The sequence below is a fragment of the Ketogulonicigenium vulgare WSH-001 genome, assembly GCF_000223375.1.
Taxonomy (GTDB): domain Bacteria; phylum Pseudomonadota; class Alphaproteobacteria; order Rhodobacterales; family Rhodobacteraceae; genus Ketogulonicigenium; species Ketogulonicigenium vulgare.
This window is the reverse complement of record NC_017384.1, coordinates 2,557,751-2,584,163: the sequence shown is the minus strand read 5'-3', so window position 1 is coordinate 2,584,163 and position 26,413 is coordinate 2,557,751. Positions and strand designations below refer to the sequence as shown.

Annotated in this window: 30 protein-coding genes; 18 read left to right on the top strand and 12 right to left on the bottom strand. The window is 62.1% G+C overall.

The genetic code is table 11. The features are described from left to right. Nucleotides 1-31: 31 nt before the first annotated feature. The 3 genes from KVU_RS12860 to KVU_RS12850 all read left to right on the top strand — a co-directional run bounded on the left by KVU_RS12860 (nt 32) and on the right by KVU_RS12850 (nt 2,472). Nucleotides 32-880 carry a methylated-DNA--[protein]-cysteine S-methyltransferase gene (locus tag KVU_RS12860; protein ID WP_013382943.1) on the top strand — a complete coding sequence of 283 codons (849 nt, stop codon included), beginning with the start codon at nt 32-34 and terminating at the stop codon, nt 878-880. A gap of 72 nt (nt 881-952) precedes the next feature. Continuing rightward, nucleotides 953-1,609 carry a YiaD family glycine zipper/OmpA-like lipoprotein gene (locus KVU_RS12855; protein WP_014538099.1) on the top strand — a complete coding sequence of 219 codons (657 nt, stop codon included), beginning with the start codon at nt 953-955 and terminating at the stop codon, nt 1,607-1,609. 95 nt (nt 1,610-1,704) lie between these two features. Beyond that, a complete protein-coding gene (locus tag KVU_RS12850) occupies nt 1,705-2,472 on the top strand; it encodes a FadR/GntR family transcriptional regulator (RefSeq protein WP_013382941.1) in 768 nt (255 codons plus the stop codon). 59 nt (nt 2,473-2,531) lie between these two features. Here KVU_RS12850 and KVU_RS12845 read toward each other — a convergent pair whose 3' ends face one another. From KVU_RS12845 to KVU_RS12825, 5 genes are all read right to left on the bottom strand, one after another. Then, nucleotides 2,532-3,098 carry a F0F1 ATP synthase subunit B gene (locus KVU_RS12845; RefSeq protein ID WP_013382940.1) on the bottom strand — a complete coding sequence of 189 codons (567 nt, stop codon included), beginning with the start codon at nt 3,096-3,098 and terminating at the stop codon, nt 2,532-2,534. 4 nt (nt 3,099-3,102) lie between these two features. Next, a complete protein-coding gene (locus tag KVU_RS12840) occupies nt 3,103-3,612 on the bottom strand; it encodes a F0F1 ATP synthase subunit B' (protein ID WP_013382939.1) in 510 nt (169 codons plus the stop codon). A 97-nt stretch (nt 3,613-3,709) separates the two neighbouring features. Further along, nucleotides 3,710-3,940, bottom strand: a complete 231-nt coding sequence (locus tag KVU_RS12835; protein ID WP_013382938.1) for a F0F1 ATP synthase subunit C — start codon at nt 3,938-3,940, stop codon at nt 3,710-3,712. A 57-nt stretch (nt 3,941-3,997) separates the two neighbouring features. After that, the gene (locus tag KVU_RS12830) at nt 3,998-4,741 is read right to left on the bottom strand and encodes a F0F1 ATP synthase subunit A (protein ID WP_013382937.1); all 744 of its coding nucleotides are present in this window, start codon (nt 4,739-4,741) and stop codon (nt 3,998-4,000) included. Beyond that, nucleotides 4,725-5,084, bottom strand: coding sequence for an AtpZ/AtpI family protein (locus KVU_RS12825; RefSeq protein WP_013382936.1), 360 nt, complete (start codon nt 5,082-5,084; stop codon nt 4,725-4,727). Before KVU_RS12825 ends, KVU_RS12830 begins: the two co-directional genes overlap by 17 nt. Nucleotides 5,085-5,277: 193 nt before the next feature. On the opposite strand from KVU_RS12825, the gene KVU_RS12820 reads away from it, so the two are divergent. Next, on the top strand, nt 5,278-5,619 hold the full coding sequence (locus tag KVU_RS12820; protein WP_013382935.1) for an ArsR/SmtB family transcription factor: 342 nt from the start codon (nt 5,278-5,280) through the stop codon (nt 5,617-5,619). Here the strand turns inward: KVU_RS12820 and KVU_RS12815 are convergent. Next, a complete protein-coding gene (locus KVU_RS12815) occupies nt 5,616-6,494 on the bottom strand; it encodes a LysR family transcriptional regulator (RefSeq protein WP_013382934.1) in 879 nt (292 codons plus the stop codon). The two genes, KVU_RS12820 and KVU_RS12815, sit on opposite strands and share 4 nt — an antisense overlap. Before the next feature lie 222 nt (nt 6,495-6,716). Here KVU_RS12815 and ffh point away from each other — a divergent pair, with 222 nt between their 5' ends. The 9 genes from ffh to rpmE are packed head-to-tail and all read left to right on the top strand — an operon-like array spanning nt 6,717 to nt 12,036. Then, nucleotides 6,717-8,222, top strand: a complete 1,506-nt coding sequence (ffh, locus tag KVU_RS12810; protein ID WP_013382933.1) for a signal recognition particle protein — start codon at nt 6,717-6,719, stop codon at nt 8,220-8,222. Between the two features lies 1 nt (nt 8,223). Then, entirely contained in the window at nt 8,224-8,754 is a 531-nt protein-coding gene (locus tag KVU_RS12805; protein ID WP_013382932.1) for a GNAT family N-acetyltransferase, read from the top strand. Continuing rightward, nucleotides 8,751-9,287 (top strand): GNAT family N-acetyltransferase, encoded by a 537-nt coding sequence (locus tag KVU_RS12800; protein WP_013382931.1) that lies wholly within the window; start codon nt 8,751-8,753, stop codon nt 9,285-9,287. The genes KVU_RS12805 and KVU_RS12800 overlap by 4 nt, the downstream gene beginning before the upstream one ends. Next, nucleotides 9,284-9,583, top strand: coding sequence for a chorismate mutase (locus KVU_RS12795; RefSeq protein ID WP_013382930.1), 300 nt, complete (start codon nt 9,284-9,286; stop codon nt 9,581-9,583). The genes KVU_RS12800 and KVU_RS12795 overlap by 4 nt, the downstream gene beginning before the upstream one ends. A 42-nt stretch (nt 9,584-9,625) precedes the next feature. Further along, the gene (gene rpsP, locus KVU_RS12790) at nt 9,626-9,991 is read left to right on the top strand and encodes a 30S ribosomal protein S16 (protein ID WP_013382929.1); all 366 of its coding nucleotides are present in this window, start codon (nt 9,626-9,628) and stop codon (nt 9,989-9,991) included. Between the two features lie 48 nt (nt 9,992-10,039). After that, the gene (gene rimM / locus KVU_RS12785) at nt 10,040-10,546 is read left to right on the top strand and encodes a ribosome maturation factor RimM (protein WP_013382928.1); all 507 of its coding nucleotides are present in this window, start codon (nt 10,040-10,042) and stop codon (nt 10,544-10,546) included. Next, the gene (gene trmD, locus KVU_RS12780; protein ID WP_013382927.1) at nt 10,543-11,385 is read left to right on the top strand and encodes a tRNA (guanosine(37)-N1)-methyltransferase TrmD; all 843 of its coding nucleotides are present in this window, start codon (nt 10,543-10,545) and stop codon (nt 11,383-11,385) included. Before rimM ends, trmD begins: the two co-directional genes overlap by 4 nt. 40 nt (nt 11,386-11,425) lie before the next feature. Then, nucleotides 11,426-11,803 carry a 50S ribosomal protein L19 gene (gene rplS, locus KVU_RS12775; protein WP_013382926.1) on the top strand — a complete coding sequence of 126 codons (378 nt, stop codon included), beginning with the start codon at nt 11,426-11,428 and terminating at the stop codon, nt 11,801-11,803. An 11-nt stretch (nt 11,804-11,814) separates the two neighbouring features. After that, a complete protein-coding gene (gene rpmE / locus KVU_RS12770; RefSeq protein ID WP_013382925.1) occupies nt 11,815-12,036 on the top strand; it encodes a 50S ribosomal protein L31 in 222 nt (73 codons plus the stop codon). A gap of 45 nt (nt 12,037-12,081) precedes the next feature. On the opposite strand, the gene KVU_RS12765 is transcribed toward rpmE, so the two are convergent. The 3 genes from KVU_RS12765 to KVU_RS12755 all read right to left on the bottom strand — a co-directional run bounded on the left by KVU_RS12765 (nt 12,082) and on the right by KVU_RS12755 (nt 14,227). Beyond that, the gene (locus KVU_RS12765; RefSeq protein WP_013382924.1) at nt 12,082-12,408 is read right to left on the bottom strand and encodes a YnfA family protein; all 327 of its coding nucleotides are present in this window, start codon (nt 12,406-12,408) and stop codon (nt 12,082-12,084) included. Further along, nucleotides 12,408-12,878 (bottom strand): aminoacyl-tRNA deacylase, encoded by a 471-nt coding sequence (locus tag KVU_RS12760; RefSeq protein WP_013382923.1) that lies wholly within the window; start codon nt 12,876-12,878, stop codon nt 12,408-12,410. The genes KVU_RS12765 and KVU_RS12760 overlap by 1 nt, the downstream gene beginning before the upstream one ends. 68 nt (nt 12,879-12,946) lie before the next feature. Beyond that, nucleotides 12,947-14,227, bottom strand: coding sequence for a DEAD/DEAH box helicase (locus KVU_RS12755; RefSeq protein WP_013382922.1), 1,281 nt, complete (start codon nt 14,225-14,227; stop codon nt 12,947-12,949). A 377-nt stretch (nt 14,228-14,604) separates the two neighbouring features. Here KVU_RS12755 and KVU_RS12750 point away from each other — a divergent pair, with 377 nt between their 5' ends. After that, nucleotides 14,605-15,414: a division plane positioning ATPase MipZ gene (locus KVU_RS12750; RefSeq protein WP_013382920.1), complete on the top strand. Its 810-nt coding sequence runs from the start codon at nt 14,605-14,607 to the stop codon at nt 15,412-15,414. On the opposite strand, the gene metH is transcribed toward KVU_RS12750, so the two are convergent. From metH to otsB, 3 genes are all read right to left on the bottom strand, one after another. Then, on the bottom strand, nt 15,411-19,139 hold the full coding sequence (metH, locus tag KVU_RS12745) for a methionine synthase (RefSeq protein ID WP_014538096.1): 3,729 nt from the start codon (nt 19,137-19,139) through the stop codon (nt 15,411-15,413). The genes KVU_RS12750 and metH overlap by 4 nt on opposite strands. An 80-nt stretch (nt 19,140-19,219) precedes the next feature. After that, on the bottom strand, nt 19,220-20,620 hold the full coding sequence (gene otsA, locus KVU_RS12740) for an alpha,alpha-trehalose-phosphate synthase (UDP-forming) (protein WP_013382918.1): 1,401 nt from the start codon (nt 20,618-20,620) through the stop codon (nt 19,220-19,222). A gap of 37 nt (nt 20,621-20,657) precedes the next feature. Next, a complete protein-coding gene (gene otsB / locus KVU_RS12735) occupies nt 20,658-21,500 on the bottom strand; it encodes a trehalose-phosphatase (protein WP_013382917.1) in 843 nt (280 codons plus the stop codon). A 532-nt stretch (nt 21,501-22,032) separates the two neighbouring features. Here otsB and KVU_RS12730 point away from each other — a divergent pair. Genes KVU_RS12730 through KVU_RS12715 form a run of 4 tightly spaced genes read left to right on the top strand, consistent with a single transcriptional unit; the run spans nt 22,033 to nt 26,409 of the window. After that, the gene (locus tag KVU_RS12730; protein WP_013382916.1) at nt 22,033-22,509 is read left to right on the top strand and encodes a (2Fe-2S)-binding protein; all 477 of its coding nucleotides are present in this window, start codon (nt 22,033-22,035) and stop codon (nt 22,507-22,509) included. Further along, complete coding sequence (locus KVU_RS12725) at nt 22,502-24,853, top strand: xanthine dehydrogenase family protein molybdopterin-binding subunit (RefSeq protein WP_014538095.1); 2,352 nt, start codon at nt 22,502-22,504, stop codon at nt 24,851-24,853. The genes KVU_RS12730 and KVU_RS12725 overlap by 8 nt, the downstream gene beginning before the upstream one ends. A gap of 37 nt (nt 24,854-24,890) precedes the next feature. Continuing rightward, on the top strand, nt 24,891-25,868 hold the full coding sequence (locus KVU_RS12720; RefSeq protein WP_164928158.1) for an XdhC family protein: 978 nt from the start codon (nt 24,891-24,893) through the stop codon (nt 25,866-25,868). Continuing rightward, nucleotides 25,846-26,409 carry a nucleotidyltransferase family protein gene (locus KVU_RS12715; protein ID WP_013382912.1) on the top strand — a complete coding sequence of 188 codons (564 nt, stop codon included), beginning with the start codon at nt 25,846-25,848 and terminating at the stop codon, nt 26,407-26,409. Before KVU_RS12720 ends, KVU_RS12715 begins: the two co-directional genes overlap by 23 nt. Nucleotides 26,410-26,413: the final 4 nt, after the last annotated feature.

The window sequence follows — 26,413 nt, the reverse complement described above, 5'->3', positions numbered from 1 at the left end:
CAACGCCGCGCCGCGCCCCTAAATTCACCGCATGGAAACGCATGAACCTTATCACTATGGGCTGATCGCCCGTGCCATTGCCGCGCTGGATGCGGGTGGGGCGGATATGTCGCTGGATGATCTGGCTGCAAAGCTTGGCCTGTCTCCCGCCCATCTGCAACGCGTGTTCACGCGGTGGGCCGGGATCTCGCCCAAGAAATACCAGCAGTTCCTGCGCGCCAATCTGGCGCGTGATTTGCTGGCCAGCCGTCACACCACGCTGGATACAGCGGCAGAGGCGGGCCTGTCCGGCACCGGCCGTCTGCACGACCTGATCCTGCAATGGGAGGGGATGACCCCCGGCGCCTATGCCGCCAAGGGCGCGGGCGTCACCATTCGCCATGGGCTGTTCGATACGCCATTTGGCCCCGCGATCGTGATGGCAACCGATCAAGGCATCTGCGGCATCGGCTTTACCAGCCATCAGGACCCCGCCCTGACCTATCGCGATCTGGCGTCGCGCTGGCCAAACGCGGACTTTCAACAAGACGGCCGCCTTGATTCGCAGGTTCAAGCCGCATTCAGCGGCGGCCCCGCCCGCCTGCATATGATCGGCGCGCCGTTCCAGATCAAAGTCTGGGAGGCGCTGCTGGCGATTCCAGAAGGGCAAGTCACGACCTATGGTGATATCGCGCGCCGCATCGGCAATCCCGCCGCCGTGCGGGCTGTCGGCACTGCTGTTGGACGTAATCCAATTGCCTATTTGATCCCCTGCCACCGCGTTTTACGGCGCGATGGCGGCATGGGCGGCTATCACTGGGGTTTAGACAGCAAGCGACATCTGCTGACATTTGAGGCCGCGCGCACGGAACCGCCTGTCATTTCAAGGGTTATTGGATAGCCACTGCGATTCTGGCATAGTTGGCGCATCCTGCGGCAAACTTGGCCGCAATTGGTATAAGGCAGATCAGATATGACCTTCTCGAAAATTTCGCTCGGCGTTGCTGCCGCCTCGATGCTGGCGCTGGCCGCATGTCAGGCCCCGATCCAAGGCCAAACCAACGACAACACGCGCCAAGGTGCGATGGTTGGCGCGGGTCTGGGCGCTGTTGTTGGCGCGCTGACCGGCGACGACTCGAATGACCGCTGGCGCAACGCCGCCATCGGCGCAGCGGTTGGTGGTGGCCTCGGTGCCGTTGGTGGCCAAGCGCTGGACCGCCAAGAGGCCGAGCTGCGTCAACAACTGGGCGGCAACGTCGGCATTGTGAACAACGGCCAAAACCTGACCGTGACCATGCCGCAAGACGTGCTGTTCGGCACCAACTCGACCGCTGTGTCGATCCAGTCGCAAACCGATCTGCGCACCGTCGCAGCCTCGCTGAACCGCTATCCGAACACGTCGATCAGCGTGATCGGCCACACGGACAGCACCGGTTCGGCCTCCTATAACCAAGACCTGTCGGTGCGCCGCGCGCAGGCGGTGGCTTCGGTCCTGATCAACGGCGGCGTTGCCCCGGCACGCGTTTACACCGTTGGCCGCGGCGCAAGCCAGCCGATCGCCAGCAACGCGACCCCCGATGGCCGCCAGCTGAACCGCCGCGTGAAAATCATCATCACGCCGACCAACTAACGCCGCGTCGCAACGCATGGGCCGCCAGATCGCTGGCGGCCCAATTGCCCGTCCTGCCGTTTTCTGGTGTTATGCGCTGAACGATGGGGGGCCCTATGCCATTCGAAAAAATTCAGGCGGAGAAGCTATCGCAATCCGTCGCCCGCCAGATCGAGCTGCTGATTCTGCGCGGTATCCTGCGCCCGGGCGAACGCTTGCCCGCCGAGCGTGAGCTGGCCGAACGCCTTGGCGTCTCGCGCCCCTCACTGCGCGAGGCTTTGGCCGAATTGCAAGACCGCGGCCTGCTGATCAGCCGCGCCAACGCCGGTGTCTTTGTCGCCGAGGATCTAGGCGCCGCCTTTTCCCCTGCCCTTGCCAAGCTCTTCGCCAGCCATGACGAGGCCGTATTCGACTATCTGGCCTTTCGCTGCGACCTCGAGGGGATGGCGGCCGAGCGCGCCGCGACCCATGCCTCTGATATGGATCTGCGGGTGATCAACACGCTTTACCTCAAGATGGAGGCCGCGCATCTCAAGCGGAACCCGTCGGAGGAAGCCGAGTTGGACGCCGATTTCCACCTGTCGATTGTCGAGGCCAGCCACAACGTCATCATGCTGCATATGATGCGCGCGATGTTCCAGCTGCTGCGCGTCGGTGTGTTCTATAATCGCCAGGCCATGTTCAAGCAGCGCCCGATCCGCCAGCAGTTGCTGGAACAGCATCGCGCGATCAATGATGCACTGCAAACCCGCGACCCCGAAGGCGCGCGCAAGGCGGTGATCGACCATCTGGCCTTTGTCGAACGCTCGCTGACGCATCAACGCAAGGCGGACCGCAACGATGCTGTGGCCCGCCAGCGTTTTCAACACGAAGTCACCCGCTAAACAAAAGGCCCGCCACCGTCACCGGTCGCGGGCCTTTCTTTTATCTTGTCTTCAGCGACTTAGTGCAGCTGGGCGTCAACCGTTTTGATCGCGTCATCGATCAGCTTGTTGCCCTTGGTAGCATCCATCTGGCCGGCGATCACATCACGGGCAGCCGCGATTGCAACGCTGGCCGCGCGGTCACGCACGTCTTTGATGGCCGCCTTGTGGGCGCTGGCGATCTGGTCTTCGGCAGCCGACAGGCGACGTGCTACCGAGGTCTCGATATCGGCACGCGCTTTTTCAGCAGCAGCTTCGGCCTCGCGGCGGGCAACCTCGACAATGCGGGCAGCCTGCTCTTGGACTTCTTTTTGCTTCTGCTCATAGGACGCCAGCAGCGCCGCAGCCTCATCGCGCAGGGCGCGGGCTTCGGCCAGTTGGGCGCGGATCGTCTCGGCCCGTGCATCCAGAACGCGCACGATCAGTGCGGGAACCTTTGCCCAGATCAGGACGCCGATGAACAGCAAGAAGGCCAGCAGAACGACGAAGTCGGTGTTGCGCAGCGAGAAGAACGGGCCGTCAGCCGCCAGTGCAGGCGCGACTGAGGCGCCAACCAGCAGAGCTGCGATGCTAAGAACCTTACGCATCTGTTCAGCCTTTCATCTTGGCGTCGACAGCAGCCGACAGCGCATCATCTTCGGCGGCAACGCCGAACAGGGCAACAACATCACCGACCGTTTCCTTGGCGACGCTGGTGATGCTGGCAACAGCCTGATCACGGATCTCGCCCAGAACCTTTTCGCTTTCGGCAACTTTGACACTGATCTGCGCATCGGCCTTGGCAAGCTCTGCCTTCAGCTCGGTGTCGATCGTGGCACGGGTCTGCTCGACAATGCGGCCAGCCTCGACACGCGCATCGCTCAGCGCCTGTTGATAGGCAGCTTCGGCGCTACGTGCTTTCTGGTTCAGCTCTTCGGCGGCAGACAGGTCGTTACCGACGGTGCCCGCACGCTCGGCCAGAACCGAACCGATACGCGGCAGCGCAATGCGCGACAGAATGAAATAAATCGCGACAAGCCCGAGCAGCGTCCAGAAAATCAGGTTTCCGTAATACGCTGTGTTGAGCTGAGGCATGGCCGCTTCGACGGCGGGATTGTCCATGGCGTTCTCCAACGGCTCTGCTTGCATCAAAGGGCGCGCGGGGGAAGACCCCTCACGCGCCCCAAAGATGGGCCGCTATGGCCCGGTCAGATCGAAATCAGACCGCGAACAGCAGCAGAAGAGCGACCAGGAACGAGAAGATGCCCAGGGCTTCTGCGAATGCCATGCCGATGAACAGCATTGCAGTTTGGCCACCAGCGGCCGAGGGGTTGCGCAGCGCGCCAGCCAGGTAGTTGCCGGCAACGTTGCCCACACCGATGGCTGCGCCAGCCATACCGATGCATGCCAGACCAGCGCCGATGTATTGGCCGAGTTGTGCGAGTTCCATGATTAGCTCCATTCGCGGGAAATTGGAATTTCGGTTTCGTTTGCGCCGTCCCTGCCCTTAGTGGGCGGGGTGCAGCGCGTCTTTCAGGTAAACACAGGTCAGGATCGTGAACACATAGGCCTGGATCACGGCGACCATGACTTCAAAGGCAAACATCCCCGAGATTGCGATGATCGACACGGGGGCGATCAGCAGCGATGCGGCGAATGCAGCGAAAACTTTGATAACAGCGTGACCAGCCAGCAGGTTACCTGCAAGACGGATCGAGTGGCTGACGGGGCGCACGAAGTAAGAGATCACCTCGATCACCGCCAGAACCGGGCGGATCGCCAGCGGGGCCGACTTGATCCAGAACAGACCAAGGAAGCCTGCGCCGTGCTTTACAAAGCCCAGACCGGTCACAAAAACAAACACGATCAGCGCCAGAACGACCGTCACCGCGATATGCGAGGTGGGCGAGAAGCTCATCGGGATCAGTGCAAGGGCGTTGGCAAACAGCACGAACAGGAACAGCGTCATCACCAGCGGGAAATATTTCACGCCGTCATGGCCAGCCACGTCTTCGACCATCTTGTGGATGAAGCCATAGGTCATTTCTGCAACCGACTGCATACGGCCGGGGATCAATTCGCGCTTGCGGGCACCGACAACCATCAGCAGCCAGACGCAAACGACGGCCAGCATGATCCACAGCGACGCATTGGTCAGCGTGAGGGTGCCGATATCGCCGCCGAACAGCGACTTTACTTGGAACTGGTCAAGCGGGTGGAAAACAAAACCCGTTTCAGTGCTCTCGGCCACTCTCTTCACCCTTTTCTTCGCTGGCCGCTTTGGCCTGCTGTTTCATCTGCACTTCGTTGGCGGAACGGATCATCGTCCGCACGCCAGCGATCAGGCCCAGGAACAGGAAAATGATCATCAGGAACGGCTTGGTGCCGAATACAACATCAAGGCCGTAGCCAATCGTTGCCCCGATCCCGATGCCGGCGACCAATTCGATCACCATGCGCCATGCCAGATCGGCCTGCGAAAAATCCCGACCGGGTTGGACCTGCGGCGCGTCACGTTTCCTGACCTCGCGAAGGCGATGTTCAAGTGCCTCTAGGCGCTTCTTCTCACCATCATTTTGATCGGGATCGGACATGTCGCTGACCCTTCCTGTCTTGGGCTAGGTGCTAAGCAATGATGCGCCATGAGTCAACCCGACTCCAACGAATATATATAACGCAAAATCAATTACTTACATAAATAGATCAGCGGCAGCGCGCCCAAAAGCCCCATTTCCCATATTCAACCTTTCGGTTGACGTTTTTCACGTGAAATGACCATATTGGCGGATGCAGCACCGCCTTGATCTTGTCTTTTCGGCCCTTGCCGACCCTACGCGGCGCGCCATCTTGGCGATGCTGCTGGAGGATGACATGGCCGTCACCGATGTCGCGGCGCCCTTTTCCATGTCGCTGGCGGCGATTTCCAAACACCTTCAAATCCTGGCTGAGGCGCGCCTGATCTCGCAAGAAAAGCGCGGGCGGGTGAAATGGTGCAAGCTAGAGCCGGACGCCCTGCGCGAGGCAAGCATCTGGATTCAAGGCTTTGGCCTGTTCGAGGGCTTTGACCTTGATGCGTTCGAGGCGTTCCTGACGCAGGAGCTGCCCCCCGAGGCCCAAGCGGAAGCCTAACAGGTCCAGTCGCGCGCCGCGCCCTTCAGCATCCGCAAGAACCCCTGTACCTTGGCCGAGCGATGCAGATCCACATGCGTCACCACCCACAGGGGCGAAATCCAGTCATCGCGCAGCGGCACGACCTCGCGCAGTTCAGGGTTCACGCCCAGCAGCCAGCGCGGCACAAAGCCGATCCCCGCCCCGGCGATGACGGCGGCATACATCTCTTGCAGATCCAGCGTGCGATAGACGACCTGCTTGCGCGGCACGACCGTCGCCAGCCAGCGCGAATAGGGCGCGCGGTAATCTTCGGCGTCATGTCCGACAAAGCGGTGGCCCGCAAAATCCGCCTCGGATGCTGGCAGGCCATAGCGGGCGATATAGCTTTCGGCGGCGACCAGTGCCATCGGATGCTGCGCCAGCGGCTGGATGACGTGATCGGGGTCCTCGGGGATGCTGCCCGCGCGGATGGCAATATGCGCCTCGCCATATTCCAGCCGGAACAGCCGCTCGCCCGATAGATGGCGCAGGATGATATCGGGATGCTCGGCCTGAAACGCCATCAGTACCGGCAGCAGTAACTCGGTCATGCCCTGCAAGGATGTAATGACCAACTCGCCCGCCAGCTCTTCTTTATGGCTTTGGATACGGGTGATCATCTGATTAAACTGATCATCGGCCACCTGCGCCACGCGCAGCAGGTCCTGCCCCGCCTCGGTCGCCGTATAGCCGCGCGCATGACGCTGGAACAGTTTCGCGCCCAAACGCCCCTCAAGCGCGTCGATGTGACGGATGACGGTGGCGTGGTGCACCCCCAGCGCCTCGGCCGCGCCAGATACGGTGCCAAAGCGGGCCACTTGATAGGCGGTGCGGATCTCGTCCCAGTCGTCCATGGTCTTTCCTTATGCGGCGTCTGGGACATTGTGCAGCCGCGCCGCCCGCGCGCAAGGCCCTAAGGTTGACAGCGCGCGCCCATTCACCTATTTGCGACCCTAATACCCGGAAGCATGAAGCCTTCCGGTCCCGTCTTTTTGCGGGATCGCCGTCCGTCAGCGCGTTGCGCCCACGGGCGCCTTTCCGCTTTGTCAACGCCGCGCCTTGAAAGGGGAAGCCGCATGTTCGAGAATCTGTCCGAACGCCTGTCTGGCGTATTCGACCGACTGACGAAACAGGGCGCCCTGTCCGAGGCCGATGTCGAATCCGCCCTGCGCGAGGTCCGCACCGCCCTGCTGGAAGCTGACGTCTCGCTGCCCGTGGTGCGCGAATTTGTCAAAGCCGTCAGTAAGAAAGCCACGGGCCAGGCCGTTACCAAATCGATCACCCCAGGCCAGCAGGTCGTCAAAATCGTCCATGACGAACTGATCGCGATGCTGGCTGGCGATACCGATCCGGGCGTGCTGAAAATCGACAGCCCGCCCGCGCCGATCCTGATGGTCGGCCTGCAAGGCTCGGGTAAAACCACCACCACCGCAAAGCTGGCGCGCCGTCTGAAAGACCGCGAAGGCAAGCGTGTGCTGCTGGCCTCGCTGGATACGAACCGCCCCGCCGCGATGGAGCAGTTGGCGATTCTCGGCACGCAGATTGGGGTCGATACGCTGCCGATCGTGAAGGGCGAAGACCCGATCGCGATCGCGAAACGCGCCAAGACGCAGGCCAGCCTTGGCGGCTATGACGTCTACATTCTGGATACCGCCGGCCGCCTGCATATCGACGCCGAGCTGATCGCCCAGGCCGCCGCCGTGCGCGATGTCGTCTCGCCGCGTGAAACGCTGCTGGTGGTTGACGGCCTGACCGGCCAAGACGCAGTGAATGTCGCGACTGAATTTGACGCGAAAATCGGCGTCACCGGCGTTGTGCTGACCCGTATGGACGGTGACGGTCGCGGCGGTGCGGCGCTGTCGATGCGCGCCATCACCGGCAAGCCGATCCGCTTTATCGGTCTGGGCGAGAAAACCGACGCGCTTGAGGTCTTTGACGCGAACCGCATCGCGGGCCGCATCCTTGGCATGGGCGACATTGTCGCGCTGGTCGAAAAGGCGCAGGCCACATTCGAGGCCGAACAGGCCGAGCGGATGGTCAAGCGGTTCCAAAAGGGTCTGTTCAATATGAACGACCTGCGCGGCCAGCTTGAGCAGATGCTGAAGATGGGCGGGATGGAAGGTCTGATGTCGATGATGCCCGGCATGGGCAAAATGTCGAAACAGATGAGCGATGCGGGCATGGATGACCGCATGCTGCGTCGTCAGATCGCGCTGATCAATGCGATGACCAAAAAAGAACGCGCCAACCCCGATCTGCTGCAAGCCAGCCGCAAGCGCCGCATCGCGGCGGGTGCCGGTCTTGACGTATCCGAGCTGAACAAGCTGCTGAAACAGCATCGTCAGATGGCGGATATGATGAAAAAGATGGGCAAAATGGGCAAGGGCGGCATGCTCAAGCAAGCCATGTCCATGATGGGCAAAGGCGGTATCGACCCCAGCAAAATGGGCGAGGCCGATATGGCCGCCGCGCAGCAACAGCTGGCCAAGGGTCTGGGTCAGGGCTTTGGCGGGCAATTGCCGGGTCTGGGCGGGCCGCGCGCGCTGCCGCCGGGCCTCTCGGGTCTGATGAAGAAGAAGTAAGATGAACCTGGCTGATGACATCATGCTGACGACGGATCGCCTTGTGCTGCGCAAACCGCAGGCACAGGACTGGCCCGCCATGCGTGATTTCTATCTGACCGACCGCTCCTATTGGGTCGGCGGCCCCAAAGAGCCCGAGGCCAGCTGGCGCGGTTGGGCGTCCGATATCGGTCATTGGGAAATGCGCGGCTTTGGCGGCTGGGTGGCGGTGCGCAAGGATACCGGCGCGGCCATCGGTCGCTTTGGCCCCTATTACCCGATCGAGTGGCCGGAAAAAGAAATCGGCTGGTCGCTGTGGGATGCAAACCTCGAGGGTCAGGGCTATGCGTTCGAGGCCGCGAAAGCGACCCTCGCCCATGCGTTCACTATCCTCGGCTGGACGACCGCCGTCAGCTATGTCCACGCAAACAACGCCCCCTCGGCCCGTTTGGCCGAACGGCTGGGCGCGGTGCTGGACGGCGATGCCGCCCGCCCGCAGCGCGATTTCGAAGTGCTGGTCTATCGCCATAATCCCGCAAAGGTGCTGGCATGATCCCCGCCCCCACTTTGCACACCGCACGCCTGACCCTGCGCCGCCCCGATGCGCGCGACTGGGTGGCGTTTCGCGATTTCATGCTGTCGCCGCGCGGTGCCACCTTTGGCATCACGACCGAAGGCCGCGCCTTTCGCCAATTCGCGGCAGAGCTGGGTCATTGGGATATCTACGGCCATGGCATGTGGACGGTCACGCTATCGGGCAGTGACGCGGCCATCGGCCTTGTCGGCCCATGGACCCCGCCCGATTGGCCTGAAACCGAGATCGGCTGGATGATCTATCCCGCAAGCGCCGAAGGTAAAGGCTATGCGTTCGAGGCGGCCCGCGCCGCCGTCGATCACGCCTATCGCATTCTGCGCTGGGATACGGTTGTCAGCTATGTCGCGCCGGATAACACTCGCTCGGCCGCCTTGGCGATCAAGCTGGGCGCCGTGCTGGACGCATCTGCCGCAACGCCCGATAGCTGCAAGGGCTATCAAGTGTTCCGCCACCCGCGCCCGGACGCGTTAGACAAAGGAGAAGCCGCATGAGCCAAGACGTCGTCACCCGCGCCGCAGCCCTGCTTGCGGGGCATCGTGCCTCGATCGACCGGTTGGATTCGATCCTCGTCTATACGCTGGCCGAGCGGTTCAAACACACGCAATCGGTGGGATTGCTCAAGGCCGAACACGCCTTGCCACCCGCCGACCCGACCCGGGAACAGCAGCAGATCGAACGGCTGGAAAAGCTGGCACGCGATGCTGACCTTGATCCCGAATTTGCCAAGAAATTCCTGGCCTTCATCATCCAGGAAGTCATCAAACACCACGAAACCCACCAATCCTGACGGGGTTCCCCGTCACCTGCCATACTTCAAGGAGACTATCCCATGGCTATGAAAATCCGTCTTGCCCGCGGTGGCTCGAAAAAGCGCCCTCACTACGCCGTTGTTGCTGCTGACGCACGCATGCCGCGCGATGGCCGCTTCATCGAAAAGCTGGGTACCTACAACCCGCTGCTGGCCAAAGACAACGAAGAGCGCGTGCAGCTGAACGCCGAGCGTATCCAGTACTGGCTGGGTCAAGGCGCACAGCCGACCGACCGCGTTGCACGTTTCCTGGAAGCTGCTGGCCTGGTCGCCAAGACCGAGCGCAACAACCCCAAGAAAGCTGTCCCGGGCAAAGCCTCGACCGAGCGCGCGGCCAAAAAAGCGGCCCGCGATGCAGCACCTGCAGAAGAAGCGGCTGCAGAATAATAGATGCGGCGGGGCCCACGCGGCCCCGCCACTCTTTTGGGGGTAAAGATGTCGGATCGTATCGTTCTGGGTCAAATTGCAGGATCATTCGGTGTGCGGGGCGACCTGCGGCTGAAGTCGTTTTGTGCGATCCCCGAAGATATCGCGATCTACACCCCGCTTTATACCGACGACGGACGCGTCTTCCGCGTTGTCGTGATTACCGGCCAGACCAATGGCGCGCTTGTGGCACGGATCGAGGGGATTTCCTCGAAAGAAGAGGCGGATGCCCTGCGCGGGCAGAACCTGTCCGCCGACCGCGACCGTCTGCCCAATCTGCCCGATGACGAATTCTATCACTCCGACCTGATCGACCTTGAGGTGCTGGACACCGGCGGCGCGATTCTTGGCCGGGTGAAAACCGTGCTGAACCATGGCGCGGGCGATATTTTGGAAGTGCAACTGACGGGAAAACCCGCAACCGCATTGCTGCCCTTTACCCTTGCCATTGTGCCGACGGTTGATCTGAAAGCCGGTCGCATTATCGCCGACCCGCCCGAAGGTCTGTTCGAATGACAACCGCCGCCGACAAGCCCATGCGCGCGGCGGGTCGCAAGGCCATCCGCCTGTCGCTGACCCCGTCCGACCTGTTGTCCGAGCCGCCGGAGTTGGCGGGCATCTGGACGGCGCAGGTCATCACCCTGCTGCCGCAGGCTTTTCCCGGCATTCTTGGCGAAAGCCTGATCGGCCGCGCCCTGCAAGAGGGGCTGTGGCAACTGCAAACCTATAACCTGCGCGACTTTGGCGAGGGGCGTCACCTGAACGTGGACGACACGCCCGCAGGTGGCGGCGCGGGCATGGTCATCCGCCCCGATGTGATGGCCCGCGCGCTGAATGTCGCGCGCGGCCGGATGCGCGGGGATGCCCCAATCATCTACCTGACCCCGCGCGGCCGCCCGATGACCCAAGGCCTGATGCGCGAGCTGGCCGCAGGCGATGGCGTCACGCTGGTTTGCGGCCGTTTCGAGGGGTTGGATCAGCGCGCCATCGAACAGTTCGGCATGATCGAGGTATCGCTGGGCGATTTCGTCATGACCGGCGGCGAGATTGCAGCGCAGGCCTTGATTGATGCCACAGTCCGCCTTATACCCCGCGTGCTTGGGAATCAGGAATCGATCGAAGAGGAATCCTTTTCGGACGGTCTGCTGGAACACCATCAATATACGAAACCCGCGCTTTGGCAGGGGCATGACATACCCGAGGTTCTTCTCTCGGGGCATCACGCCAAGATCGAAGCCTGGCGACGGGCAGAAGCCGAAAGGCTAACAAAGGAACGGCGACCCGATCTCTGGCGAGCTTGGTGTGCACAGCACGGCAAGGACCCGGATGAAGACCGAGAGCTCTCGGGCGCATGACATCTTCGTGGAGCAACCACGGGCTATAGAGGAGCATCAGATGGATCTGATCGCACAACTGGAAGCGGAACAAATCGCCGCTCTGGGTAAAACAATTCCCGACTTCAAAGCCGGCGACACCGTTCGCGTAGGCTTTAAGGTCACCGAAGGCTCGCGTTCGCGCGTGCAGAACTACGAAGGCGTCGTGATCAGCCGCAAGAACGGTTCGGGCATCGCTGGCTCGTTCACCGTGCGCAAGATCTCGTTCGGCGAAGGCGTCGAGCGCGTATTCCCGCTGCATTCGACCAACATCGAATCGATCACCGTCGTCCGTCGCGGTAAAGTGCGTCGCGCCAAGCTGTACTACCTGCGCGATCGTCGCGGTAAGTCGGCACGTATCGTCGAGCAAACCAACTACAAAGCTAAAGCTGAAGCTTAAGGAGAGACGAGATGAAAGAAGGTATCCACCCCGACTATCACTTCATCGACGTCAAGATGACCGATGGCACTGTCGTTCAAATGCGCTCGACCTGGGGCAAAGACGGCGACACCATGTCGCTGGACATCGACCCGCTGTCGCACCCCGCTTGGATCGGTGGCGGCACCCGTCTGATGGACACCGGTGGTCGCGTGTCGAAGTTCAAGAACAAATACGCTGGTCTTGGTTTCTAAGACCTTTGAACGCCGCCCCAACGGGCGGCGTTTTTCTTTGGGCCATCAGGCGGCGCGCGGCGCCCATAGGATGATGGCCGCACCGATCAAACAGATCACCCCGCCCAGCACATCCCATTGATCGGGCCGCGTCTGTTCGGCGATCCACATCCACAGCAGCGACGCGACGATATAGACGCCGCCATAGACGGCGAACGAGCGCCCTGCCGTATCGGCGGGCGCATGGGTCAGCAGATAGGCAAAGACCGCCAGCGACACGACGCCGGGGGCCAGCCACAGCACGCTGCGGTCCAGCCGCGCCCACATCCAAAACGCAAAGCATCCCAGGATTTCAGCCGCCGCCGCCGCAAGATACAGTCCCAATACCTGCATCACGCCACCAGCGGCGCGATCTGCGCCTGCAAAAAGCGGGCGGCATCATCGGGCGCTATCCCCATGATCAAACCGCGCTGACCGGCGTTGATATAGATGACGGGGCCCGACATGGCGCTTTCCTCGAACACGGTGCGGATCGGGCGCATCTGGCCAAAGGGGCCTATGCCGCCAACATGATAGCCTGACAGCTTTTCCGCCTTTGGCACGGACATCATCGCGGCCTGCTTGGCGCCAAAGGCCGCTGCCGCGCGTTTCATCGACAGGCTGTTGCCTGCGGGGATCGCGACGCAAGCGGGTTTGCCGTCGACTTCGATCATCAAGGTTTTCAACATGATCGCCGGATCAAGGCCGAGCGCCTCGGCAGCGGCAAGACCGGTATGTTCGGCCTTTGGGTCGTAATCATAGGGATGCAGGGAAAAGCTGATCCCTGCTTTGCTCAGGGCCAAAGTGCCGCGTGTCGATGCCATGGCGATCCTCCTGCACCAGACCTAGCGGCATCTGCGGCAAAGAAAAAGGGGGCCGAAGCCCCCTGATCTTATGCTGCGGATTTGGCCTGCGGACGGCCACCACGACGTTGGCCCTGGCCCTGTGGGCGACCGAAATCACCCTTGGGCTTGCCACCGCCATTGCCTTTGAAGGGGCGACGACCGGCTGGGCCTTTTTTGGCACCACCGCCATCCGCCGGGACTTCCCACGGTGCGCCCGAAGCGACGGGGATCGTCGTCTTCATCACCTTTTGGATGTCGCGCAGATCGCCCATCTCGTCAGGTGCACAGAAGGCGACGGCCTGACCGTCCTTGCCCGCACGCGCGGTACGGCCAATGCGGTGGACATAGTTGTCCGGCACATTCGGCAGCTCGTAGTTATACACGTAGCGCACATCCGGAATATCCAGACCGCGTGCGGCCACATCAGTCGCCACCAGCACACGCAACGTGCCCGCGCGGAAATCGCGCAGCGCACGGTCGCGTTGACCTTGGCTTTTGTTGCCGTGGATCGCAGCGACGGCATAGCCCGCGTTTTCCAACTGCTTGGCCAGCTTTTCCATGCCGTGCTTGGTGCGGCCAAAAACCAGCGCCAGCTCGTCACGGTGCGCATCCAGCAGCTCGATCAGCAGATCAGTCTTGGCGCGCGAGGCGACAAAGTGCACCGATTGCGTGATCTTGGTCGCGGCCTGACCCGGCGGGTTCACCTGAACGCGGATCGGGTTGGACAAGAACGACGCCGCCAGCTCTTCCATCTGCTTGGGCATAGTGGCCGAGAACAGCATCGTCTGACGGTTTGCAGGCAGCAGCGGCGCAATACGGCGCAGCGCATGGATAAAGCCCAGATCAAGCATCTGGTCAGCCTCGTCCAGCACCAGAAACTCGGTCTGCGACAGGTCGATGGCCTTGCGGTCCAGAAGGTCGATCAGGCGGCCGGGGGTGGCAACCAAAATGGCGGTGCCACGCTCCATGCGCTGGATCTGACCACCGATGCCCGCGCCGCCCGTGACGACGACGGTCTTCAGGTGCGAATCCTTGGTATAGGCCGCAAGGTTTTCAGCGATCTGCTTGGCCAGCTCGCGCGTGGGGGCCAGCACCAGCGCACGGGCGCCTTTGGCCTGCGCACGGCGCGAATCCTTGATCAACGCATCGATCATCGGCAGGCCGAAAGCCGCGGTCTTGCCGGTGCCGGTCTGCGCAAGGCCCAGCACGTCGCGACCGTTCATTGCATGCGGGATCGCCTGCGCCTGAATAGGTGTCGGTTCAGTAATGCCAAGTTCAGCCAAAGCTTTAGTCAGTCTGGGCGAAAGGCCCAGCATATCGAAATCCATAAGAATTCTTTCGGTAAGGTCGCACGCGCACGCACGACAGATCAGGGTGCAGGCCGCACTCTGCCATCACGCAGGTCCGACCACTTGGGGTATTCTGCCGCGGTTGCGGCAATCCCCCCTACGTGAAGTTGGGAATAGCTGTCCCGGCCGCTTGCGCCATGTTGGCGCGCTGCTCACGCGGCAGACGGGTCGGGTCAGGGGTCAGATGCGCGCTTTGACAGCAAAAGTCAAGGGTGCGACGCCGCAGTCCGCAACGCGCGGGCGTTGCATCGCCGCGCCACCTGCAGGGAATTGGCGCAATCACGCTTCCGTTTACCCCGCCAAGGCCGCATAACCGGCGCAAGCCCCACGGGGCGGCTAGAACAGAAGGGCGGCAAATGGCGCATATCATCGTCGTAGGCAATGAAAAGGGCGGCGCGGGGAAATCCACCGTCTCGATGCATGTGGCAACGGCGCTGGCGCGGATGGGATTGCGGATCGGCGTCATGGACCTTGACCTGCGCCAGAAAAGCCTCGGCCGTTATATCGAGAACCGGCTGGCCTTTATGGCAGCGGAAAATATCGACCTGCCAACACCGGTTTACGTCGAGCTGCCCGAGGTCGACCCGATGACGGTCGACCCCAATGACAATGTGCTGGATCACCGCTTTTCGGCGGCGGTCTCGGCGCTAGAGCCGCAGTCGGATTTCATCCTGATCGACTGCCCAGGATCGCATACACGATTGGCGCAGGTCGCCCATTCGCTGGCCGATACGCTGATCACGCCGCTGAACGACAGTTTCATCGACTTTGACCTGCTGGCGCGGATCGACAGCGACGGGGAAAAGATCCTTGGGCCGTCGGTTTATTCTGAAATGGTCTGGTCGGCACGGCAATTGCGCGCGCAGGCGGGTCTGGTGCCGCTGGATTGGGTCGTGCTGCGCAACCGGATCGGCGCGCAGAACATGAACAACAAGCAAAAGATGGAAAGCGCCGTTGACCGTTTGGCCAAACGCATCGGCTTTCGCACCTCGCCCGGCTTTTCCGAACGCGTCATCTTTCGCGAGCTGTTCCCCCGCGGCCTGACCCTGCTGGATCTGCGCGATGTGGGCGGCGGCAGCCTCAACATCTCGAACCTCGCCGCGCGGCAGGAACTGCGCGAGCTGATCAAATCGCTGAACCTGCCGGGCGTGACCCCCGACTTTTAAGCCTTTGGGATATAATTCAGGATCGGGGCCAGCCAGCGCTCGGCCTCGGCCTTATCCATGCCCTTGCGCGCGGCATAATCGGCAACCTGATCTTCCTCGACCTTGGCCACCCCGAAATAATAGCTTTCGGGATGCGCGATATAAAGGCCCGATACGGTCGAGCCCGGCCACATCGCCATGCTTTCGGTCAGCTTGACGCCCGTCGCAGCCTCGGCATCCAGCAGGCGGAACAGGGTCAGCTTTTCGGTATGATCGGGCTGGGCAGGATAGCCCGGTGCGGGACGGATACCGGCATATTCCTCGCGGATAAGGGCATCATTGGGCAGCACCTCGTCGGCGGCATAGGCCCATAGTTCGCGCCGGACATGCTGGTGCATCCGCTCGGCAAAGGCTTCGGCAAAGCGGTCGGCGAGGGCTTTGACCATGATGGCATTGTAATCGTCGTTCGCCGCCTCGAACCGCGCGGCGATCTCGAGTTCTTTGAAACCCGCAGTAACGACAAAGCCGCCGATATATTCCGCCTGCCCCATCGGGGCGACGAAATCGGACATGGCGATATTGGGGCGCCCATCGCGGCGCGGCAGTTGCTGGCGCAGCGTATGCATCGTGGCCAGAATATGGCTGCGAGTCTCATCGGCGAATAACACGATATCATCGCCCACCGCATTGGCGGGCCAAAAGCCGACGACGGCGCGCGGGTCGAACCATTTTTCATCAATGATCTGCTGCAACATGGCCTGCGCATCCGCAAACAGCGACCGCGCGGTCTCGCCGTATTTCTCGTCCTGCAAGATGCGGGGATAGACGCCCTTCAACTCCCAGCTTTGGAAGAAGGGTGTCCAATCGATGTATTGCGCAAGATCAGCCAGATCCCAATCGTCATAGACCTTGGTGCCAAGAAAGCTGGGCACCTTTGCCTGATAGGCGGCCCAGTCGATCTTGACCGGATTGGCACGCGCGTCGGCCAGCGGCAGGCGCTGTTTCTCGCGCTCACCGCGCAAGTAACCCTCGGCCACCTTCTCATATTCGGCGCGCACCTCGGCTTGATAGGCCAGGCTGCGCGAGCCAAGCAGGTTCTGCGCAACCCCCACCGCGCGGCTGGCGTCGACGGAATAGACCACCTGCCCGCGCTGGTAGGCTGGCGCAATTTTCACCGCCGTATGCACGCGGCTGGTCGTCGCCCCGCCGATCAGCAGTGGAATGTCAAAGCCTTGGCGCTCCATCTCGGCCGCGACATGCACCATCTCGTCCAAGGACGGCGTGATCAGCCCCGACAGGCCAATCGCATCGACATCATGTTCGCGCGCGGCAGCCAGGATTTTCTCGGATGACACCATGACCCCAAGGTCGATGATGTCGTAATTGTTGCACGCCAGCACGACGCCGACGATGTTCTTGCCGATGTCATGCACATCGCCCTTTACCGTCGCCATCAGGATTTTACCGGCGCTTTGACGGCCCACACCGCCGCCCGCTGCCTTTTCCTCTTCCAGATAGGGCAGCAGCACGGCGACGGCCTGTTTCATCACGCGGGCGGATTTCACCACCTGCGGCAGGAACATTTTACCTGCGCCGAACAAATCGCCGACGACGTTCATGCCGTCCATCAACGGCCCTTCGATCACATGCAGCGGACGCTGGGCGGCAAGGCGGGCTTCCTCGGTGTCGCCCTCGATAAACTCGGTGATGCCGTTCACCAGCGCATGTTCCAAGCGTTTCGCCACATCCCAGTCGCGCCACGCCAGATCACGCTCTTTCTTCTCCGCGCCGCCTTGGCCGCGATACCGCTCGGCCAGATCCAACAAACGCTCGGTCGCATCGTCGCGGCGATTCAGAACGACATCCTCGCAGGCCTCGCGCAGTTCCGGATCGATCTGGTCGTAGACGGCAAGCTGCCCCGCATTGACGATGCCCATATCCATGCCGACTTGAATGGCGTGATAGAGGAAAACGGCATGCATCGCCTCGCGCACGGGTTCATTGCCGCGGAAGCTGAAGGACAGGTTGGAAATCCCGCCCGAAATATGGACATGCGGACAGGCTTCCATGATGCGGCGCGTGGCGTTGATGAAATCGACGCCGTAATTATTGTGTTCCTCGATCCCCGTGGCGACGGCAAAGACGTTGGGGTCAAAGATGATATCTTCGGGCGGAAAGCCGACCTCCTCGGTCAGCAGCTTATAGGCGCGGCTGCAAATCTCGACCTTGCGATCCTCGGTATCCGCCTGGCCCGTCTCGTCAAAGGCCATCACGACCACGGCGGCGCCATAGGCCCGGCACAGGCGCGCATGGTGCAAAAACGCAGCCTCGCCCTCTTTCATCGAGATCGAGTTGACGATTGCCTTGCCCTGCACGCATTTCAGGCCCGCCTCGATCACATCCCATTTGGAACTGTCGATCATCACCGGCACGCGGGCGATATCGGGTTCCGAGGCGACAAGGTTCAGGAATTTCACCATCGCGGCCTGGCTGTCGATCAGACCCTCGTCCATATTGATGTCGATGATCTGCGCGCCGTTTTCCACCTGATCACGCGCGACCTGCAGGGCGCTGGCGAAATCGCCCGCCGTGATCATCTTGCGGAACTTGGCGGACCCCGTGACATTCGTGCGCTCGCCCACGTTCACGAAAGGAATCTCGGGCGTCAGAATAAACGGCTCGAGCCCCGACAGGCGCATCAGCGGCGCATGTTCGGGGATGGCGCGGGGTCGGTATTTGGCGACCGCCTCGGCCATGGCGCGGATATGCTCGGGCGAAGTGCCGCAGCAACCGCCGACGATATTCACCAGACCGTCGCGGGCAAATCCCTCGATCTGCTGGGCGGTGAAGGCGGGGGTCTCATCGTAATCGCCCATGGCATTGGGAAGACCCGCGTTCGGGTAGACGCAAACGAATGTATCGGCGATGGCGGAAATCTCGGCCAGATGCGCGCGCATGGCATTCGCGCCCAATGCGCAGTTCAGCCCGATGGTAAAGGGACCCGCGTGGCGCACCGAATGCCAAAAGGCGGTCGGCGTTTGACCCGACAGCGTGCGGCCCGACAGGTCAGTGATTGTGCCCGAGATCATCACCGGCAGCCGCTCGCCAATTTCAATGAACACCTCCTCGGCGGCGAAAATCGCGGCTTTGGCGTTCAGCGTGTCAAAGATCGTCTCGATCAAGATCAGATCGACGCCGCCTTCGATCAGGCCGCGGATCTGCTGGGCATAGGCGATGCGCAGATCGTCAAAGCTGACGGCGCGAAAGCCGGGGTCGTTCACGTCAGGGCTGATCGAGGCCGTGCGGTTCGTCGGCCCCACCGCCCCGGCGACAAAACGCATCCGTCCGTCGATGGCGGTGGCGCGGTCGACACCGCTGCGGGCCAGCCGCGCGCCCTGAACGTTCAGGGCATGGACCTGATCCTCTAATGCGTAATCCGCCTGCGCGATGGTGGTCGAGGAAAAGGTATTCGTCTCGACAATATCGGCCCCGGCCATGGCATAGCGGAAATGGATTTCCTCGATCGCCTCGGGCTGGGTCAGGTTGAGCAGGTCGTTATTGCCCTTTTGCGGATGGTCGGAATGAATATGACATTGGCAACCCGCGCTGCCATGGCCCAGATATTCATCCTCGCCCATTTTCAGCAGCTGGATCTGCGTGCCCATCGCGCCATCCAGCACCAGAATGCGCTGACGCGCAGCATCAACAATGCGGGCGAAACTTGCGGATTTGGGTAGCGCGGTCATAGCGTCCTCGGGCGGCACGAAGGGGATGCCTTATCTAGGCGTGAAACCGTGCCGCCGAAAGCGTATAATCCGCCGGATGATTATGAATCCGCCACAAGTTCGGGAATAGCTGGGGCCAAACGGGTCAAAAACGCGTCACACCAGCCAAAGATGTCATGCGCCTCGATCTGCGCCAGCGCATAGGCATGAAGCTCCTGTCGCCGCTCAAGCGACATCGAGACCGCCGTCGCAATCGCATTCGCCATGCCCTCCTCGTCATAGGGATTGACCAGCAGCGCGCCGCCTTCCAGCTCGTAGGCCGCGCCGGCAAAGCGGGACAGCACCAGCACCCCGGGATCTGCCGGGTCTTGCGCGGCAATGAATTCCTTGGCCACCAAATTCATCCCATCGCGCAGCGGCGTCACCAGCCCCACCCGCGCCATGCGGTAAATCCCCGCCAAGATATGCTGCCCAAAGGCGCGGTTCACATAGCGCACCGGCGTCCAATCCAATCGCCCCAACTGCCCGGCGATCCGGCCCGCAAGCTCGGCCACCTCGCGTTGCAAGGCATCGTATTCGGCGACCCCTTCGCGGCTGGTGGGCGTGATCTGCAGATAGCCAACCTTACCCGCCCAGATCGGGTTATTTTCAAGGAACCGGCGATAGCCCGCAAGGCGTTGGGGTATCCCTTTGGTGTAGTCCAGACGGTCGACGCCCACGATCACCTGCTGGTCGCCCAGCGAGTCCTTGAACCGGCGCATGGTGGGATTGCGGGCGGCATTGCGGGCGGTGCGGGTGAAATGCGCCACATCAATGCCGATGGGAAAGGCGTCGACGGTGAACTGCCGGTCTGGCGTCTCAAACAGCCCCGGCTGCCCCGCCACAGGTTTTGCCACGCGCGAGCGTTTCAGGCACAGGCCGAAATTCTCGGCATCTGCGGCGGTCTGAAAGCCAAGCAGATCAAAGGCCGTCATGGATTGCAGCAGCCGCTCGGACACGGGCAGTGTCAGATAAACATCGGGCGCAGGCCACGGAATATGCAAAAAGAACCCGATTTGATTTTCGATCCCCATCTGACGCAATTCGGCCGCCAGCGGGATCAGGTGATAATCATGAATCCAGATGACATCATCGGGGCGGATCATCGGTGCCAAACGCTCGGCGAACTGGCGGTTCACCCGGAAATAGCCCGCCGCATCACGGCGCGCGAAATCGGTCAGATCAATGCGATAATGGCACAAAGGCCATAGAACGCTGTTTGCAAAGCCTTGGTAATATTCAGCAATATCGCGATCTGACAGATCGGTCAGCGCATAGGTGATATTGCCTTCTTCGCGAATGCGCAGGGGGCCTGGGTCGCGCTCGCCGCAGGAATTCCCCGACCAACCCATCCAAATTCCGCCGCGGTCACGCAACGCCGCCTGAACCGCAACCGCAAGACCGCCCGCTGCGGGACGATCAGGGTTTGGCACGCGGTTCGAAACGACGATCAGGCGGCTCATGTGCGCACCGTGATGCGCATGTCGTGATAGGCGTGGCTCATCGGGTTAGTCTCCTTATCCAATCACGAAAGCTGGCAGGCGTCGGCAGCCCAAGGCTGGCGCCACTGCGCGGCAAATCAATCAGCGGCCCCACCCGCACTCCAAGGCCCCCAAGGGCACTGGCGGCGGGGAACATCGCCTCGTCTGTCAAATCATCGCCCGCCGCCAAGGGCTTGCGCCCATAAAACGGCGGCCGCGTCATCAAATAGCGCAGGGCACTGCCCTTATCATGGCCGGCGGGGCAAAGCTCGACCACTGACTTTCCAGGACGTAGCATAAAGGCAGGGCCCGCCAGCACCAAAGCGCGTTTCATCACATCGGCAACGGCCACGGCGGAAAGTGGCGCAAGGCGGTAATGCAAGGCAAAAGCCTGGCTCTTATCCTCGAACAAAACACCCGGAAGCATCTTGGCCTGTGCCTGCGCAAAATCGCGGGCGCTGCTGTAGGCGGCAGAGGCGCGTTCCGCGGGCTGGATATCATCGCCCGGCACACGCAGCGCAGCGCCATGCAGACCTGCAACGGTGAAATGGTGTCCGGTGAACAAGGCATCGACAAATTCGATCGCGCGGCCCGTCACAATGGCCAAAGCGCCGCCGGTTTCGTCCTCTAGCCGCCGCAGGGCGTCGAACAGGCCCGGGGCGGGCTGTACAGCGTCGGGTGTGGACGCAAGATCAAGCAGCGTCCCATCCAGATCCAGAAAGAACGCCCATCCATCGGGCGTTTGCGGCAGCGCTGATTTCATCTGCGCGGTTTGTTCCTCTGGCGCGGTAATCCCGGCGACAGAGCCATCTAAATTCCAAGTCGGCACGGTTGAGGCAGGCTCGGCAATATCCGCGCCCAAGCCCCCGCTACCGTCTGATAAGGCGGTTTCTCGGTTCTGTGTTGACATGAGGGAAAGATAACCACTTGCCCCGAAAATTCAACCGCATAGCCCTAAAAATCACGAATTGCGGCGCGCGGGATCAGCAAAATAACGCCGGATGAATTCCCGATAAGAACACTCAGTAAAAGACAGGCCTGGGGCGCTATCACGTTCTATTGTCATTCAGCTTGTCAGGTTAGCGTGCTAATTTGTTGGGACTTCGCAACAGCATACGCAGCCGCGTTTTGCAGCCTAGCAAGGGACAACCGGCTAAATGTCAGCCGTCTTATCGCAGCACACTCTCGCCAGCTTACAGGCCAGCCAGATATCGACCAGACCGTCTTGCGATTGCGTGATTTATAGCACGCGACACCCCAGCCCGGCAATAGCGAAATATCCATTCGGACATATCGCGGCGATCCGCCGCAGACCTACCGAAATTCCATGCGCCGCCCGCCTGGGCGATCTGCGCAATCCCAAAACGGTAACCCACTGAGAAAAGGAAGGTACCATGTTCGAGCTATCGATCAACGGCCAGAAGGTCAGCGTTGACGTTGACGACGACACCCCGCTGTTGTGGGTCGTCCGTGACGAGCTGGGCATGACCGGCACGAAATTCGGCTGCGGCATCGGCATGTGCGGTGCCTGCACCGTGCATATCGACGGTGTTGCCCGCCGCTCTTGCGTGACGACGGTCTCGCAGGCTGTCGGGGTCGAGATTACGACCATCGAAGGCCTGTCGGCCGATGCCAGCCACCCCGTCCAAGAGGCGTGGCGCAACCTGCGCGTGCCGCAATGCGGCTACTGCCAGTCGGGTCAGATTATGCAGGCCGCATCGCTGCTGGCCGGCAATCCCAACCCCAGCGACAGCGAGATTGATTCGGCCATGACCGGCAACCTGTGCCGCTGCATGACCTATGTCCGTATCCGCCAAGCCGTCCGCGAAGCCGTGACGGCCATCAACGAGGGAGCTGTTCAAAATGGCTGACACCAAGTTCCAATCGGGCGGCAAGCGCCGCTTTGGCATCGGCAAGGCTGAAACGATGGAATTGACCCGTCGCGGCTTTCTGATTTCGGCGGGCCTTGCAGGCGCGGCCTTTGGCTTTCCGCGTTCCGGTCTTGCAGCGATGGACCCGGCGACCGCCGATGGTCTGCCCGTGCAGGCCGCTGGCGCGCGTTTTGACCCGACGATCTGGTATTGGATCGACGAGGCTGGCAAGGTCAACGTCCATATCAAACAGGCCGAGATGGGCCAACACGTCGGCACCGCCATCGCCCGCATCCTTGCGGACGAGCTGGGCGCGAATTGGGCCGATGTCTCGATCGAGCATGTCGATACCGACGCAAAATGGGGCTTTATGATGACCGGCGGTAGCTGGTCGGTCTCGCAAAGCTGGCCGCTGTATCGTCAGGCCGGTGCGGCGGGTCGCGTGGCTTTGGCGGATAAGGCTGCCGAACTGTGGGGCGTCGACGCATCGACCGTCACCATCACCAATGGCGTTGCAACCTCGGGCGACAACACCGCCACCTTTGGCGAGCTGGTTGCCGCAGGCATCACCCGCACCTTTACCGCTGACGAGCTGACCGCCCTGCCCCTGCGCCCGCTGTCCGAGCTGACTTTGGTCGGCAAGGATGTCGAGGCGCTGGATATCGCGACCAAGGTGAACGGCCAGGCGATCTATGGCATCGACGCCAAGATCGACGGCATGGTTTACGGCGCCCCCCTGATGCCGCCGACCCGCTATGGCGCTGAAATCACGGCGATTGATGACACCGAGGCAAAGGCCGTGCGCGGCTATCAGCAAACGCTGAAGCTGGACGACCCCTCGGGCATCGCGCCCGGCTTTGCGGTTGTGATCGCAGATACGATGTGGGCGGCGAAAAAGGCCGCAAAACTGGTCAAGGTCACCTGGACTCCCGGCTTTGGTGCAGACCTTGGCGAGGATGATTTCCAGGCCGAGAACGCCCGCCTGATCGCCGATCCGGCCAGCGGCGGCGTGCTGGACACCGGCAACAGCGATGTTGATCCGGTCTTTGCCAGCGCCGCGAACGTGTTCGAGCAGACCTATTCCACCGCGACCGTGCTGCACTTCCAGATGGAGCCGCTGAACGCGCTGGCCTTCCGCAATGATGATGGCATCTGGGAAGTCCACACCGGCAACCAGGCGCAATCGCTGACGGTTCCGTGGCTGCAAGCCGCACTTGGCGTCGGTGACGGTCAGGTCATTATGCGCAGCTATATGCTGGGCGGTGGCTTTGGTCGTCGTCTGTCGGGCGATTATGCGATCCCCGCCGCGCTCGCGTCGCAGCAGTTGGACGGTCGCCCCGTCAAGCTGGTCTTCTCGCGCGAGGATGACGTGGCCTTTGACGGCCCGCGTGCCCCCTCGATGTCGCAGCTGCGCATGGCGTTCGATGCCGACAACAAGGTCGTCGCGATGGATTCGGCCTATGCCGCTGGCTGGCCGACCAAAGCGAATATGCCCGCGGGTCTTGCGACGGGCACCAATGGCGAACCCTATGACCCGTTCGCGGTTGACGGCGGTGACCACTGGTATGAAACCGGCGCACAGCGTCTGCGCGCGATTTCGAACGATCTGGCCGTGCAAACCTTCCGCCCAGGTTGGCTGCGCTCGGTCGGGCCGGGCTGGACGAACTTCAGCCTTGAAAGCTTCATGGACGAGGCCGCCCACCATATCGGCGCTGACCCGCTGCAGTTCCGTCTGGATCACCTGACGGCCGAGGGCCGCAACGCCGGTGGTAACAGCCCGCTGGATGTTGGCGGTGCTACGCGTCAGGCGAATGTGCTGCGCCGCGTGGCCGAAATCTCGAATTACGCGAACGCCAGCCTGCCCGAAGGTTCGGCCCTTGGCCTTGCGACCACGTTCGGCCAATCGCGCGGTATGCCCACCTGGGTCGCCGCCGTGGTGCAGATCGCGGTCGATAAGGAATGGGGCGAGATCAAGGTCGAAAAGATCTGGATGGTCGTCGATTGCGGCGTCGTGGTTGATCCCGATGGCGCGCGCGCGCAGTTGGAAGGCGGCGCACTCTGGGGTGTCTCGATGGCGCTGTATGAGGGCACCGGCTTTGAAAACGGCATGGTGCGCGACCGCAACCTGGCCAGCTATACCCCGTTGCGCCTGATCGACACGCCGCCCGAAGTGCATATCGAACTGGTCGAAAGCACCGAGGCGCCTGTGGGTCTAGGCGAGCCGGGCGTGACCGTGATTGCCCCCGCAATCGCCAACGCCCTGTTCAACGCGACCGGCGTGCGGATGCGTCACCTGCCGATGACCGCAGATGATGTCGTCGCCGCGATCGAGGCCGAGGCTTAATCATGAAACAGGGCATGGCACCGAATTTTCACTGTGAATGGCCAGCGGCACCGCCGCTGACCACCGCGACCGCTGCCATGCCCACCCCCTTTCCGCGCATCCCGCCCTTGCCGATCCGTGGGAGGCCGCGCTGGCCTTTGGCGAGGGCACCGTCATTGCCCTGCTGACCAAGACCGAGGGCGCCGCCTATCGCAATATCGGCACCGCCATGGCCATCGCCCCCGACGGGCGCTATGCCGGTGCCATCACCTCTGGCTGTATCGAGGCGGATCTGGTCCTGCGGGCCGAGGCACAACGCCTCTCGAACGCCCCCACCTTGCTGCGCTATGGCGAGGGATCGCCCTTTTTCGACCTGCGCCTGCCCTGCGGCGGCGCGGCGGAAATTACGCTGTTTGCCTTGCGCGATCTGCCGGTGATAGCGGATCTGTCCCGCGCCCGTGCCCAGCGCATCGCCACCGGCCTCTTGCTCACCTCAGATGGGCGGCTGTCGCTGGCCCCCAGCGGGCAAACCGGTTTCAACGCCGATGGTTTCCTGACCCATTTCCAGCCCCCCTTGCGCTTTGTCGTCTTTGGCGCGGGGCCCGAAGCAATTGTTTTCTCGAACCTTGTGGCCAGCATGGGGTATGGGCAATTGCTGTTGTCCCATGCTGATAACACGCTGGACGTGGCCCGCACCGGCGGGCTGAATGTGCGCGAGCTGGGCCGTATGGCCGATATCGCTGCGCTGGGCATCGACCACCACACCGCCGCGCTGCTGTTTTATCACGACCACGATTACGAGCCCGAGATCCTGCAAGCGCTGCTGCAAACGCCCGCCTTTTATATTGGGGCGCAGGGCAGCCGGAACACCCAGCGCACGCGCCTTGGCCGTCTGCATGAGGCGGGCGTGCCCGAGGATCTGCTGGCCCGTATCCATGGCCCGATCGGCCTCATTCCCTCGACCCGCGACCCGCAGGCGCTGGCGGTCTCGGTGATGGCCGAGGTCATGCAATATGACAGCCAATTCAGTGCCTAAGACGGTCGGAGTCCTGCTGGCAGCCGGTCTGTCGCGCCGCTTTGGCCCTGAAAACAAGCTGACATTCGCGTGGCAGGGTCAGCCGCTGATGTCCTATGCCGCCGATGCGCTGGTGGGCGCTGGCTGCGAAAGCCTCGCCGCCGTAGTGTCTGACCCAGATGTTGCAGCGCTGCTGCCCGCCGGTTTCACCGCGATCGCGCTGCCCACCGGCCTGCCGATGGCCTCGTCCTTTGTCGCGGCGGTCGATCATGCGGTGGCGCTGGGGGGCCAGCGCCTGCTGATCTGCCTTGGCGATATGCCGGGGATCAGCGGCGCGCGGCTGCGCGAACTGCTGGCAATGCCGGGCAGCGCCGCCTGCACATGCGAGGGCGCGCGGATGCCGCCGATGGTGCTGGAGGCTGCAGATTTTACCCGCGCCCGCGCGAGTGCAAAGGGTGACCGCGGCGCGCGGGTGTTTTTGCAAAGCCTGTCCCCCCAGCAGCTATTGCCGCTGGAGGCATTCGAGGCTGTAGATATCGACCTAAGGCCCGATTCTAACTAAGGCC

Excerpts from the sequence above, each read along its gene's own strand:
- KVU_RS12860 (WP_013382943.1), top strand. The coding sequence starts at position 32 with ATGGAAACGCATGAACCTTATCACTATGGGCTGATCGCCCGTGCCATT.
- KVU_RS12855 (WP_014538099.1), top strand. The coding sequence starts at position 953 with ATGACCTTCTCGAAAATTTCGCTCGGCGTTGCTGCCGCCTCGATGCTG.
- KVU_RS12850 (WP_013382941.1), top strand. The coding sequence starts at position 1,705 with ATGCCATTCGAAAAAATTCAGGCGGAGAAGCTATCGCAATCCGTCGCC.
- KVU_RS12845 (WP_013382940.1), bottom strand. The coding sequence starts at position 3,098 with ATGCGTAAGGTTCTTAGCATCGCAGCTCTGCTGGTTGGCGCCTCAGTC.
- KVU_RS12840 (WP_013382939.1), bottom strand. The coding sequence starts at position 3,612 with ATGGACAATCCCGCCGTCGAAGCGGCCATGCCTCAGCTCAACACAGCG.
- KVU_RS12835 (WP_013382938.1), bottom strand. The coding sequence starts at position 3,940 with ATGGAACTCGCACAACTCGGCCAATACATCGGCGCTGGTCTGGCATGC.
- KVU_RS12825 (WP_013382936.1), bottom strand. The coding sequence starts at position 5,084 with ATGTCCGATCCCGATCAAAATGATGGTGAGAAGAAGCGCCTAGAGGCA.
- KVU_RS12820 (WP_013382935.1), top strand. The coding sequence starts at position 5,278 with ATGCAGCACCGCCTTGATCTTGTCTTTTCGGCCCTTGCCGACCCTACG.
- KVU_RS12815 (WP_013382934.1), bottom strand. The coding sequence starts at position 6,494 with ATGGACGACTGGGACGAGATCCGCACCGCCTATCAAGTGGCCCGCTTT.
- ffh (WP_013382933.1), top strand. The coding sequence starts at position 6,717 with ATGTTCGAGAATCTGTCCGAACGCCTGTCTGGCGTATTCGACCGACTG.
- KVU_RS12805 (WP_013382932.1), top strand. The coding sequence starts at position 8,224 with ATGAACCTGGCTGATGACATCATGCTGACGACGGATCGCCTTGTGCTG.
- KVU_RS12800 (WP_013382931.1), top strand. The coding sequence starts at position 8,751 with ATGATCCCCGCCCCCACTTTGCACACCGCACGCCTGACCCTGCGCCGC.
- KVU_RS12795 (WP_013382930.1), top strand. The coding sequence starts at position 9,284 with ATGAGCCAAGACGTCGTCACCCGCGCCGCAGCCCTGCTTGCGGGGCAT.
- rpsP (WP_013382929.1), top strand. The coding sequence starts at position 9,626 with ATGGCTATGAAAATCCGTCTTGCCCGCGGTGGCTCGAAAAAGCGCCCT.
- rimM (WP_013382928.1), top strand. The coding sequence starts at position 10,040 with ATGTCGGATCGTATCGTTCTGGGTCAAATTGCAGGATCATTCGGTGTG.
- trmD (WP_013382927.1), top strand. The coding sequence starts at position 10,543 with ATGACAACCGCCGCCGACAAGCCCATGCGCGCGGCGGGTCGCAAGGCC.
- rplS (WP_013382926.1), top strand. The coding sequence starts at position 11,426 with ATGGATCTGATCGCACAACTGGAAGCGGAACAAATCGCCGCTCTGGGT.
- rpmE (WP_013382925.1), top strand. The coding sequence starts at position 11,815 with ATGAAAGAAGGTATCCACCCCGACTATCACTTCATCGACGTCAAGATG.
- KVU_RS12765 (WP_013382924.1), bottom strand. The coding sequence starts at position 12,408 with ATGCAGGTATTGGGACTGTATCTTGCGGCGGCGGCGGCTGAAATCCTG.
- KVU_RS12760 (WP_013382923.1), bottom strand. The coding sequence starts at position 12,878 with ATGGCATCGACACGCGGCACTTTGGCCCTGAGCAAAGCAGGGATCAGC.
- KVU_RS12755 (WP_013382922.1), bottom strand. The coding sequence starts at position 14,227 with ATGGATTTCGATATGCTGGGCCTTTCGCCCAGACTGACTAAAGCTTTG.
- KVU_RS12750 (WP_013382920.1), top strand. The coding sequence starts at position 14,605 with ATGGCGCATATCATCGTCGTAGGCAATGAAAAGGGCGGCGCGGGGAAA.
- metH (WP_014538096.1), bottom strand. The coding sequence starts at position 19,139 with ATGACCGCGCTACCCAAATCCGCAAGTTTCGCCCGCATTGTTGATGCT.
- otsA (WP_013382918.1), bottom strand. The coding sequence starts at position 20,620 with ATGAGCCGCCTGATCGTCGTTTCGAACCGCGTGCCAAACCCTGATCGT.
- KVU_RS12730 (WP_013382916.1), top strand. The coding sequence starts at position 22,033 with ATGTTCGAGCTATCGATCAACGGCCAGAAGGTCAGCGTTGACGTTGAC.
- KVU_RS12725 (WP_014538095.1), top strand. The coding sequence starts at position 22,502 with ATGGCTGACACCAAGTTCCAATCGGGCGGCAAGCGCCGCTTTGGCATC.
- KVU_RS12720 (WP_164928158.1), top strand. The coding sequence starts at position 24,891 with ATGGCCAGCGGCACCGCCGCTGACCACCGCGACCGCTGCCATGCCCAC.
- KVU_RS12715 (WP_013382912.1), top strand. The coding sequence starts at position 25,846 with ATGACAGCCAATTCAGTGCCTAAGACGGTCGGAGTCCTGCTGGCAGCC.